8 protein-coding genes are annotated in these 12,017 nt (G+C 28.7%); 5 read left to right on the top strand and 3 right to left on the bottom strand.

Features of this window, described 5'->3' with window-relative positions:
- The 4 genes from H527_RS0116775 to H527_RS0116790 form a co-directional block, all read left to right on the top strand.
- Positions 1 to 1,296 (top strand): thioesterase domain-containing protein (locus H527_RS0116775; protein WP_027413765.1); only part of this gene is annotated, 1,296 nt, incomplete at its 5' end.
- A gap of 19 nt (positions 1,297 to 1,315) precedes the next feature.
- Positions 1,316 to 2,221, top strand: coding sequence for a cupin-like domain-containing protein (locus H527_RS22455; protein WP_051316838.1), 906 nt, complete (start codon positions 1,316 to 1,318; stop codon positions 2,219 to 2,221).
- A gap of 491 nt (positions 2,222 to 2,712) precedes the next feature.
- Complete coding sequence (locus H527_RS0116785) at positions 2,713 to 5,124, top strand: TonB-dependent receptor (protein ID WP_051316839.1); 2,412 nt, start codon at positions 2,713 to 2,715, stop codon at positions 5,122 to 5,124.
- A 4-nt stretch (positions 5,125 to 5,128) separates the two neighbouring features.
- The gene (locus tag H527_RS0116790) at positions 5,129 to 5,971 is read left to right on the top strand and encodes a DUF4249 family protein (RefSeq protein WP_027413767.1); all 843 of its coding nucleotides are present in this window, start codon (positions 5,129 to 5,131) and stop codon (positions 5,969 to 5,971) included.
- Between the two features lie 152 nt (positions 5,972 to 6,123).
- Here H527_RS0116790 and H527_RS0116795 read toward each other — a convergent pair whose 3' ends face one another.
- The 3 genes from H527_RS0116795 to H527_RS0116805 all read right to left on the bottom strand — a co-directional run bounded on the left by H527_RS0116795 (position 6,124) and on the right by H527_RS0116805 (position 10,483).
- Positions 6,124 to 8,283 carry a prolyl oligopeptidase family serine peptidase gene (locus tag H527_RS0116795; protein ID WP_051316840.1) on the bottom strand — a complete coding sequence of 720 codons (2,160 nt, stop codon included), beginning with the start codon at positions 8,281 to 8,283 and terminating at the stop codon, positions 6,124 to 6,126.
- 104 nt (positions 8,284 to 8,387) lie between these two features.
- Positions 8,388 to 8,558, bottom strand: a complete 171-nt coding sequence (locus H527_RS24070; RefSeq protein WP_155837930.1) for a hypothetical protein — start codon at positions 8,556 to 8,558, stop codon at positions 8,388 to 8,390.
- 179 nt (positions 8,559 to 8,737) lie between these two features.
- Positions 8,738 to 10,483: a helix-turn-helix domain-containing protein gene (locus H527_RS0116805; RefSeq protein ID WP_027413769.1), complete on the bottom strand. Its 1,746-nt coding sequence runs from the start codon at positions 10,481 to 10,483 to the stop codon at positions 8,738 to 8,740.
- Positions 10,484 to 11,478: 995 nt separating this feature from the next.
- On the opposite strand from H527_RS0116805, the gene H527_RS0116810 reads away from it, so the two are divergent.
- Complete coding sequence (locus H527_RS0116810) at positions 11,479 to 12,006, top strand: UpxY family transcription antiterminator (protein WP_035088610.1); 528 nt, start codon at positions 11,479 to 11,481, stop codon at positions 12,004 to 12,006.
- The last annotated feature ends 11 nt before the right edge of the window (positions 12,007 to 12,017 follow it).

Below are 12,017 nucleotides of genomic sequence, written 5' to 3' on the forward strand. Positions count from 1 at the left end.
AATCGTTTGGTAGGTTATGTAGTTGTAGAAGGAGATTTAGATAAAGAAGAGCTGCAAGAACATTTAAAATTAAGTTTACCAGAATATATGGTACCGATGATCTGGGTAGAGATGGAGGTAATGCCATTAACCTCCAATGGCAAACTAGACAGGAAGTCCTTACCAGACCCAGATAGTTCTGAATTATCAACCAAAATATATGTTGCTCCTCGTACAACAACAGAAGTTCAGTTAGTAGAAATCTGGCAAGATTTGTTAGGATTAGCTCAAATAGGAATAAAAGATGATTTCTTTGAGTTGGGCGGACATAGTTTATTGGTCATAAAATTAGTTGCTCGTATTAATGAGGTATTTAATTCTGAGATAAGTATTATTAAGATATTCGAATATTCGACAATTTATGAGTTTATTGAAAATATGTATTCAGAAAACCCTTTTAAAGAGAGTATACTAGTAGCTTTACAGGATAAAGGAAGCCAAAAAGCAATATATCTGGCGCCACCAGGTAGTGGAACCGTTAATTGTTATCTAGAGTTAGCGAAACAATTAGGAGAAGATCAACCTTTATATGCATTTCAAAGCCCAGGGTTGTATGGAAAATTACCAATTTCAGAATCTATTGAAGAGATGGCTTCTACTTTTATTACAGAAATGCAAAAAGTAGATCCACATGGTCCATATAGATTAGGAGGCTATTCTTTTGGAGGAATAGTAGTTTATGAAATGGCATTACAATTAAGAAATAAAGGATTTGAAGTTGAAGAATTATTAATGTTGGATAGTTCTCTTTTGGATGCTAATACTCGTAAGCTTGAAGATAAAGATAAGGATCAAGTGTTTAGAGATTTGTTATATGAAGAAATAAATAAAGTCTTTGGAAAAGAATTTGATTGGTCAGCATTAACTCTTGAAGGAAAATCTAAAAAAGAACAAATGGATGCTGTTTGTAAATTAGCAAAGGAATCAAATTTTAAAATAAACGAAGCCGAATTAAGAGGACGTTTTGAGGTTAATTTTAATAATGAAAATTACACTTATTTCATCAAGGATGAAGAAAAATTAGAAGCAACTATTATTTTGTTTAGAGCCATGTATATTCCAGTAGAATTAGAAAACGAAAAAGAGGGAGAAATGGGAGTTGCAGATAATAATGAAAATGAATTTGACTATGGATGGAATCAGTATACAAACAAAGATGTAATTGTACATTCAATACCTTCAAACCATCTTACTCTTTTAGATAAAGATAATATAGAAAAAATCGTCGAAAACCTAAAAACAGAAGTCATTTCTTAAATAGAATAAAAAAAATAAAATGAAAATACCAAGAATTAAAAACATAACCGAAGAAAGGTTTGTCGAAGAGTACATCTTAGGGAATAAGCCAGTAATTGTTACAGATGGAATGGAAACTTGGGACATGAAAAAATTTACTCCAGATTACCTAAAAAAAACATTTGGTAAAGAAAAAGTACAAGTATATAATGACCTATTTGATTTACAAACAATTCAAACGCTTGAAAAATATATAGATTCTAATTTTTTTAGAAACGAAAAAGAGGGTTTATCTAATCAATACATGAGATGGTACACAAAACTTAAAGATGAAGATTTTTATTGGTCAGATCAAGTTTTCGAAGCTTTAAAAGAAGCGTGGAGCCATCCTTATTTTGTGCCCAATAAAGCTTTAGTAATACCTAGTAATAAGGAAACAGAGGAAAGGAATGTGAATGAGTTTCATTATCCATATAAAGGATTATTTATATCAGGAAAAGGTTCCAGAACAAGGCTTCATAAAGATCCTTTTGCTAGTAATGCTGTTTTATGTCAGTTTTATGGAGAGAAAAAAATATTTTTGTTTAGTCCAGATAAAGAATCTAATGTAATGAATAATGGAGATTTTGTAGATGTTACAAATCCAGATCATGTTAAGTTCCCTAGTTTTTCGAATATTACACATGATTATGAAGATATATTATCCTCTGGTGAAATTGTCTTTTTTCCTTCAGGTTGGTTTCATGATGTAACCTGTAAATCAGATAGTATATCAATAACCTGGAATTTTATTCATGAAACACAATTAAACACGTTTTGTAAGCATATAGCAAAAAATCCAAATGATGATCAATTAGAAATTGCTAAATTTTTTCTTAGCGATGAAATTAAGAAGGAGGCTAATGCTAGAGATTTAATTCTTTTTTTTAAAAATAAATTTAGGTAACGAACAAATTAAAAATTAAATCTAAATGAATCACAAGTAATATTGTCAATTATTTTTAAGATCTATGTTCAGGTTTTTTTTGTTATTTTTTTTAAACTATGTAATGAAGTGATTTAAAAAAAAAATAATCTTGGAGCAAGCTCACGAGGTATGCTTCCGAAAATATATTTTGTTTTCCGAGGCTTGCCTCGAGAGAATTAAACTCCAAAATGTGGATTAAAATGATCTCGAACAAGACTGAATTTTTTTTTTGAAACTATTCTGACTATAATGAGTTATATAGATAGATTTTAACCAAAAATGAATTATAGAATATGTTTGAAAGCGGGTATTATACAGTTTTCAAACATATTCCAAACACTTTAAATGAAAATTATGTAAAAATAGAGTAATAGAAAAAACACCAAAACAGCTCTTTGTGTAAAGAGTTGTAATCAAGTCATTTATTAATTTTTTTGGACTAACACAAGGATATCTTAAAACCAATAAAAATGTTTAAAAAAGCAGAAAACACTAATAAACAACCATTAATCAATAATCAAATAATATTGCTATTCTTTATTTTATTTACTACCATATTGTCCGCTCAGGAGAATTATACTATAAGTGGTACAATTAAGGATGCAAATAATGGAGAAACACTCTTGGGGGCCTCCATTTTTTTTAAAGACACAACCATTGGAGAAATCACAAATGAATATGGTTTCTATTCTATAACAGCACCAAAAGGGAACTATATATTAGTAATTTCCTATATTGGTTTTACTGAAATTAATAAGGAGGTTACACTTGATTCTAATCAGAATATAGATTTTGAATTGAAGGAGTCAACCAATCAATTAGATGAAGTAGTCATCACATCAGAAGAACCAGAAAGGGCAATGTTACAAAAACCCGAAATAGGAGTATCCAAACTCAATATTAAAACAATTAAACAAATCCCAGTAGTTTTAGGAGAAGTAGATGTTATGAAAGCACTACAATTACTTCCTGGAGTATCTAATGTTGGAGAAGCATCTAGTGGTTTTAATGTGAGAGGAGGAGCGGTAGATCAGAATTTAGTACTATTAGACGAAGCTATTATTTATAACACGTCTCATTTATTTGGTTTTTTCTCCGTATTTAATGCAGATGCCATTAAAAACACAAAACTATATAAAGGTGGGATTCCAGCTCGTTTTGGAGGTAGAGTTTCATCAGTTTTAGATATTCGTCAAAAAGACGGTAACAGTAAAAACTTTGCGTTTACAGGAGGAATAGGATTAATTTCTAGTAGATTAGCGATTGAAGGACCTGTTTTTAAAGAAAAAGGCTCATTTTTACTTGCAGGAAGAGCATCTTATGGACATCTGCTTCTTAAATCAGAATTAAATGGTAATAGTGCTAGATTTAGTGATTTTAATCTTAAGACCAATTATGAGATTAATAAAAACAATAAACTTTTTCTTTCTGGGTATTTAGGTAGAGATAATTTTGTTTTGAACAAGGATCTTACTGCTAGTTATGGTAATATCTCTGGTAATCTGCGATGGAACCATCTTTTTAATGATAAATTATTTTCAAATGCCTCTGCAATATTTAGTAGTTATGATTACAATTTAGGTATTAATCTATTAGAATACGATTGGATTTCTTCTATTAAGAACTATAATCTAAAATATGACCTAAGATATTATGCCTCCGAACGTTTTAAATTAGATTTCGGAACCAGTATTATATATTATGATTTTAGACCAGGAGAAATTAAGCCAAACACAGACGAATCTTCAGTAAATCCATATGAATTAGATCAAAAAAGAGCCGTAGAAAGTGCTCTTTATGTGGATGCAGAACATAAGTTTTCTGATAAACTTACGGCACAATATGGCTTAAGATATAGTGGTTTTAACCGATTGGGAGGGCAAGTGGTAAAAAATTATTTAAATAATCAACCGGTAGTTTATAATGATTTTTTAGGAATTTATCAGAGAGGTGTAGAAATAGAGGGTACTAATTTCGAAAAAAGTGAAACCGTTAAAAGTTTTGGTAATTTGGAACCCAGGTTTTCATTAGCTTATCAATTAAGTGAATCATCATCTATAAAAGCAGGATATTCGAGAGTAGCACAATATATTCATTTGTTGTCTAATACTACATCGGTATCTCCGCTAGATGTTTGGACACCTAGTGGCAAGTATATAAAACCACAGTTATCTAATCAATATGCATTGGGGTATTTTAAAAATTTTAAAAATGAAATATACTCTTTAGAAGCAGAGGTTTATTATAAAACTATTGACAATCGTATAGATTATATCGACGGGTCAACTCTTATTGCAAATAATGCTATTGAAGCAGAAATTCTTAATGGTGAATCAAGGGCATACGGTCTTGAAGTATTAGTTAGAAAAAACGAAGGGAGACTAACTGGATGGTTGACCTATACTTTGTCAAAATCAGAGCAACGTACCCCAGGAGGGAGTGCAGGGGGACTTGGAATAGAAAATGGAGCATGGTATGACACAGCTTACGATAGGACACATGATTTTTCGTTAACAGGAGCTTATAAATTAAATGAAAAATGGACATTAGGAACCAATTTGGTTTTTCAAACAGGAAGGCCAGTAACTTATCCAAACGGTCAATATATTTATGGAGGGCTATCTATAGCTAGTTATTCGGATAGAAATTCGGATAGATTGCCAGTATATCATAGGTTAGATTTTTCAGCAACTTACAGACCTAATAGAAAACCAAATAAAAAATGGAAAGGAGAGTGGGTATTTGGAATATATAATGTTTACAACCGTAAAAATGCTACGTCTATATCTTTTGAGCAAAACATAGCAACTGGTGTAAATGAAGCTACACGAACAGCAATCTTTGGTATAGTACCCTCAATTACCTATAACTTTAAATTCTAATACTATGAAATCATATTTGAAACTTACAATACTAATATTAATTGTAACATTTACATCTTGTCAAGATGTAGTGGATATAGAAGTTCAAACTGCGCCATCAAGGTTGGTCATTGAAGCTTCTTTAGATTGGGAAAAAGGAACTTTAGGTAATGAACAAACCATAAAACTGAGTACCTCTAAGCCTTATTTTGATACAACGAAAAATTTAGGTGTTATAGGAGCATCAGTAAAAGTTACAAATGATAGTAACGGAGACGAATTTATATTTACAGATCAAAATAATGGAAATTATATAACCACAGAATTTGTTCCTATAATAAATCAATCTTATACCCTAGAGGTAATCTATAATGAAGAAAACTATACAGCAACCGAGACTTTAATGTCTGTGGTTGATAATGTTGAGCTTTCGCAGTCTAGAGAAGATGGTTCTGACGATGAAGCTTTAGAAATAAAAACCTCCTTTAATGATCCTGAAGCTGAAGAAAACTTTTACCTACTTAAGTTCAATGAACGGGGAGATCTTTTTTCTACGTTTATTAACGTAAAAGATGAATTCATTAATGGTAATGAGGTTAGTATTATATATGAAAAAGAAGATGATAAAGACTCCAATACTTTTGTATTTGAACCTGGGGATGTCGTAGATGTTGAAGTTTTAGGAATCTCTGAAGCATATTATGATTTTATAGGTATTCTAATCGCACAAAGTGAAGGAGTAGGTCTTTTTGGGACAACTCCAGTATCTTTAAAAGGGAATTGTGTCAACTTAACTAATCCTGACAATTATGCTAATGGATATTTTAGATTAACGGAAGTTGTAAAAAAGACATATACTTTTAAATAAGATATTCAATAAGTGTGTAATAAATTAAATTCAGATTTTTTATTACACACTTGTTTTTTTAATTTTCTTGTAAGGAATCTACATAAATTTTTTTGGCTGCCCGAAGCAAATATGTAGTTAATAAGGTAAAACGATGAATGCTGTAATATTTTTTATTTAGGCTGGTAATCACGATGTCCTGTTTGCCAGAGAGCAAAAGATAATATATTAGCATACCTTTCAAACTCTTTTAACTTGGGATCATCTTTGGCATGTCCAGATTCTGAATCTATTAATAAAAAATTAGGTTTGTTAGAGGTATTAGCTTTTTGTAATCTAGCTCCAAATTTAATGGTATTCCAAACAGGTACTCGAGGATCATTTAATCCAGCAGTCAATAAAGTTGCAGGATATTCTTCTTTGTCTTTAATATGTTGATAAGCATCCATTTCTAATAAATACTTAAACTCTATAGAGTCTTTTACAGATCCAAATTCTTTGGCAATATTATCACCATTAGCATGTATTATTGATCTAAGTATGTTTAGAGATCCAAATTCTACTATTGCTACTGTAAATAAATCAGGTCTGTCTGTTATTGCACGACCAATAAGTATACCGCCTGCACTGCCACTCCAAATAGCTGTTTTTTTTGAAGACGTATACTTGTTTTTAATTAAAAATTCAGTACAAGAAATAAAATCTTTCCAAGTATTAGGTTTTGTGGCCTTATATCCTCCCTTATGCCATGTATCTCCTTTTTCTCCACCTCCTCTTACATGAGCGATAGCATAAATCCCTCCTTCCATAACCCACAATAAACGTCTTAAAGAAAAAGAAGGTTGCATGGATATTCCAAAAGAACCATAACTATCCATCATAACCATATTTTGACCATTTCTTTTTATACTTTTATTGTATATAAGAGAAAGCGGTATTTTTTCGCCATCATGCCCATCTATTTCAATTTCTTCAACAACAATGTCATTAGGAATTTCATTTTCTAGAGAATTGTTAAGGTGTTTATTTTTAAGGATACCATTTTTATATTCATACCTTTTATTATTTGTAGTCCACCCTTGTGCAGAAACCCACAGCTCAGAATGATTCGAACTTTTTACGTTTAGGGTAATGCTTCCATAGCTTGTATCAAGTTTAATCTCTTCTGTAATATTATCTGTGTACTTATACAATTTTGCTTTTACACCATTTGTGTTTGTAACGAAATATAGAGCTTCATTGGTTATATCAAAATCTGTAATTACTTTGTTTTTATATTCTTGGATCAGAACTTTTGGGTTTTCAAAATTTGAATTTTTAATAGAAGTGATACAGATTTTAAAATTAGGAGCTTTTTTACTGGTTTTATAAATAATAGAATCTTCTTTAATTATAAAATCCTTAATTTGATTTGATTTTTTGAATAATGGCATCCATTTTTTTGTAGTGATATCATTAATATCAAGATAATAAGAGTTATGGTAGTTTAGACCACCGCCGCCAGCTATTTTTCCTATAAGATATTTACTTTTAGAATTTTCTATCGAAATTATAGGGAAGTCCTCTTCTTCAATATCTAGATCAGGGTTATGTTCTTTAGATAAAATTTCGATAAAGCCCGAAGAGGGCTTATTTATATTATGAAGTACAGCTTTGGTATTTTTTAAGAATTTTTTTGATTTTGGATCTATTATTGGATAATAAGAATAAATAAATTCTGAATTATTGGGTAACCATTTTATTCCACCTGAGCTAGATGGCCACGCATTGGTTAATACTTCTGGATGTGTTTTTTTAGAGGAAACATCCAAAATTATTAATTCAGATATTTCTTTTCCATTATAAGTTAGGCTAATTACGATTTTAGTCCCATCCCAGTTAGGCTGTATATAGTTTATTATATAAGTATGTTGTGTTTTAGTTTTAAATTGTTTGGCATCATACAAAAGTTTTTCTGGACTAGAAAATGAGTTCCTGTAATAGAGTTTAGGAATATTTTCTTCGGGTAATCTCTTTAGATAAAAATGTTTATTATTCTCGGTTACTTTAAGTTTTGATATGATAAATGTTTTTTTCTTATCATAACTAATTTGTTTATCGATCAAATACTGACGCTTTTCTATCTTGTTTAATAAATTCTTGGATACTTTATTTTGATCAGCTATCCAATTTTTTACTATTGATGAGTTAGTGTCTTCTGCATATCTATATGGATCTTTAATTGTTATACCATGGCATTCTTCAGTGATAATTTTTGAAGGTAATTCGTTTATTTTGCCTTGACATCCAGATAGGGTAATATATAAGATTATGACTAATGATTTCCAATTCATAATAGGAATAGTCAATTTTAGTGAAGCTCTTTAAGCTTCACTAAAATTATTATTAATTTGATTCAAAGTTTTTTTAATATAAAAAAAGAAGGGTTACTTATAAATTAAACTATCGTAATAGCTGCTGGCTTTGTCCAAGTAGGTAATGACAAATCATCACTTTTATTATTATTGGCATTACCTCCTATGATATGATTCGTATTTTTAAGTTTTGCTATTTTAAGTTTTTCTAAACTTAATTTACCTAATTTGTTCTGAGTGTTTGAATTTTTCATTTTTAGAAGAATTTAAATTAGTTATTAATGATTTTGTTGAAGCTAAACTATTCATTAATTATCAGGCTAGTAGTACATTTTAGGTCATGATGGTCTGTTTTCGGGAATTCAGTTCTCTGTTTTCAGGAATAACGAAACGTACGCATCTGATAGTAAGTTATTTATGTGTATTTCTGAATTTATAGATTTTTTAGTTCTTTTTCTAATTGTTTTAAAAAAAAAGAAGGATAAATACCTGTGCTTTTGTAAAATGATTTAGAAAAAGCTTCTGTAGTGTTAAAACCAATTTCGTTTGCGATAGCTTTGATAGTATATTTTCGAAATTTTGAGTTTGATTTTAATTTTTTGATAACAAAATCTACTCTTAAATCATTTATATAACTACTGAAACCTTTATTTTTATGAGAGTTTATAACTTTGGACAGGTATTTAGAGTTTGTTTTAAACTCTTTAGAAAGTTCACTTATAGTAATATTAGAATTTAAAAACCCTTGATTCTCTTCAAACTCCTTTAGGCTTTTCAATATATCATAAACAATAATATCAGATATACCAATATCTGTTGGGTCTTTTTTTTCTTCCTTTTTATGTGTACTTAGGGAGTTACTAATCTCTTTTGGATGAGTATTGTTATTTTGATGAAGTAATTCTAAAAATCGTTTTTTGTAAACCTTCTTCTTTCGATTATTAAATAACAGTATTAAAATAAGGACAAGGGATACAGAAGATAATATAATGACTACAACAATTTTATTTTTATTATTCTTTTTAAGGGAATCTATAATTTCTTGTTTTTTATAGATTAGATTGGGTGTTGAGTATTCTTCGTTAATTGTTTTATATAAATGTTTAAATTCTTTACTAGAGATACTATCAAATTTAAGTAACCTATCAATGTAATATAGTTGTTTTTCTATATTCTCTTTTTGTTTATAAGATTTGATTAGTATTTCATAAGCAGATCTTAGATTTGGGAAGAAGTTTTTTTGAGCAAAAGTGGTTGAATCTACTTTTTTAAGATAATGGATTGATTTGTCTATTTCATTTTGTTCAAAATATATTTTACCTAAATATAAATCACTGGTAGTAAAGTATATTTTACTTATATTAGTGTCGTTTCCATATATATATATGAATTTAGAAATACTATCAACAGCTGATTGGTATTGTTTTGTATAATAATTTGTTACTCCAGAGGATAATAAAAAGTTTGGATATAATATACTATCCTGCGATTTTAAGGATAAGTCTATACCTTTTTTATTTTGATAATAAGCAGAATCATAATTTTTATTATCATTATATGCATTGCCTAATGCATAAATTGATTTAATATAATTATATCTGTTTTTATAATTGTCTTCCTCGAACTTACTTCTATAATATTTTTCAATAGATTTAAAAGTATAAAGAGTTTCTTTATACTCTCCTAAATTGTTTTTTAATAACCCTATAAAATATTTAATTCTATATTGTTGATCGATATTCTCATTTTTATTAGCATAAGAATTTGCTATAACCAACTCTTCCATTGATTTTCTGTAACGTCCTTGAGAGCCTAATAATCTTGCTTTAAAGATGTGTGCCTCTGCAGGGTATTTTATACCTTCTTTACTTGTTGTTAATTGTATTATACTGTCCGCATATAATAATGCTTTTGATCTTTCTGAGATTTCAGCAAGCATATAATATCCATCAGCTTTTTTAATAATATCATTATTTTTTTTAGCTTTTTTAAGATAAGCAATAGCATAGCTTCGAGATATGATAGAATCATTTATTTGTAGATTGTATGCTTCTGATAGCTCTGTATAGGGCTTTTGAGAAAGCATACTTATTTCTGCTAGATTTATATTTTGTGGATAAAATAAACTAGGGGTAAATAAAATAAAAAACACAGAAGTTGTAAGAATAATTTTTTTCATGCTCTAATAGATAAAATACAATTAGAATTATACTGCTTTTTTTAATCTCTCATTAGGCAATAAAATCCCTTTATCCTTATAAAATAGATGCTTGAAAAGAAATATGAAAATGTATTTTCTTTAAAAATAGTATCGTAACAGAATTTTTTAAATTTCGTAACAGATATTTTCTTTTTTTTAATAAAGGGGTAATAAAACTCCAATGACAGAAGAGGAATAGTTCTTAAATAAGATTGATTCAAAAAAGGATAAGTACTACTAAATTTCAAGACAATGTGTTATTAGGTTTTAAGATATTCGTTTTATGAGATTGATAAATATAGCGATTTATATAGGACTAAATCTAAAAATGAAGTAATATTTTTGCTGTTTTAGAGTAAAAAAGTATGTTGTATGCTTTTTTAAAATCTTCTTTTTTTAGAAATTTCCCATACTTTTTTATTTTAAAAACTCTCTCGGTAAATAGGATGAAATCACAAGTTTTGTATAGTCAGACTTTTTTGATAATGTAATGAGAGAGGTATTGTGTATAATGGATTGTATTTTTGTAACTTATTGATAAATAATTGATTATCATTGTTTTTTTTGATCTTGATTCCGTGAATACAGGGTCTTTATTCCCGAATACAGACTATGTTAACTTGTTTATAGGTTTTGTTTTGAATTATGTTTGTAACAGATGATATGAACTAATTGATAGTTTTTATTATTTAAGTTATTTAGTTTTTTATTCGTATTTGAGAGATACAGGTTTTAGGATAAAAAAAGGGAAATATCCCCCTTACTAAATAATTATTTTTACTGATATGTTTTGTAATACAAAATAAACAGAACTAGATTTTACGGAGTATAATTTTTTTAAGGAATCTACTTTATGTGAGTCAGGGAAGCGAAGCTATGGTTTTTTTCTAAATCTTTTGCTTTTTATTAGTAAGCACACACACAATCATAGTAAGCTTTTTCATTACTAATCATCTTAATAAATATTATTTATCATGGGGAAACTTTCTAAAATAGGATGGCATGTTTTATACGTTAAATCTCGTCATGAAATAAAAGTTGATAAACTTTTAAAAGAAAACAAGATTGAATCTTTTGTACCGATGATTAAAACAATTAGAAGTTGGAGTGATAGAAAAAAAACAATTGAGATTCCATTATTTTCATCCTATGTATTTGTCAATATCAAGTCCTCATTAGATTTATATAAAGCATTATCTGTAGATGGTGCTTGCGCATATATAAGGTTTGGTAGTGAATATGCCATAGTTAAACAACAAGAAATTGATCAAATTAAATTTATAGTTGGAGAAAAAGATATAACAGATATAGAAATAGATAATAACAATTGTAAAGTAGGAGATATCAAAAAAATCCAATACGGAGCTTTAAATGGTGTAGAATGTGAAATTCTTAATGTAAACAATGTTAACAAAATCATTGTTCGAGTAAAATCTTTACAACAAAATATAAAAGCTACTATACCTAGTTGCTATTTAAAAGAGATATCAGAAGTTGCTTAACAAAAGTGTGA

The sequence above is a fragment of the Aquimarina muelleri DSM 19832 genome (genome assembly GCF_000430665.1).
In the GTDB taxonomy this organism is placed as follows: Bacteria; Bacteroidota; Bacteroidia; order Flavobacteriales; family Flavobacteriaceae; genus Aquimarina; species Aquimarina muelleri.

Excerpts from the sequence above, each read along its gene's own strand:
- H527_RS0116785 (WP_051316839.1), top strand. The coding sequence starts at position 2,713 with ATGTTTAAAAAAGCAGAAAACACTAATAAACAACCATTAATCAATAAT.
- H527_RS0116810 (WP_035088610.1), top strand. The coding sequence starts at position 11,479 with ATGGGGAAACTTTCTAAAATAGGATGGCATGTTTTATACGTTAAATCT.
- H527_RS24070 (WP_155837930.1), bottom strand. The coding sequence starts at position 8,558 with ATGAAAAATTCAAACACTCAGAACAAATTAGGTAAATTAAGTTTAGAA.
- H527_RS0116795 (WP_051316840.1), bottom strand. The coding sequence starts at position 8,283 with ATGAATTGGAAATCATTAGTCATAATCTTATATATTACCCTATCTGGA.
- H527_RS0116805 (WP_027413769.1), bottom strand. The coding sequence starts at position 10,483 with ATGAAAAAAATTATTCTTACAACTTCTGTGTTTTTTATTTTATTTACC.
- H527_RS22455 (WP_051316838.1), top strand. The coding sequence starts at position 1,316 with ATGAAAATACCAAGAATTAAAAACATAACCGAAGAAAGGTTTGTCGAA.
- H527_RS0116790 (WP_027413767.1), top strand. The coding sequence starts at position 5,129 with ATGAAATCATATTTGAAACTTACAATACTAATATTAATTGTAACATTT.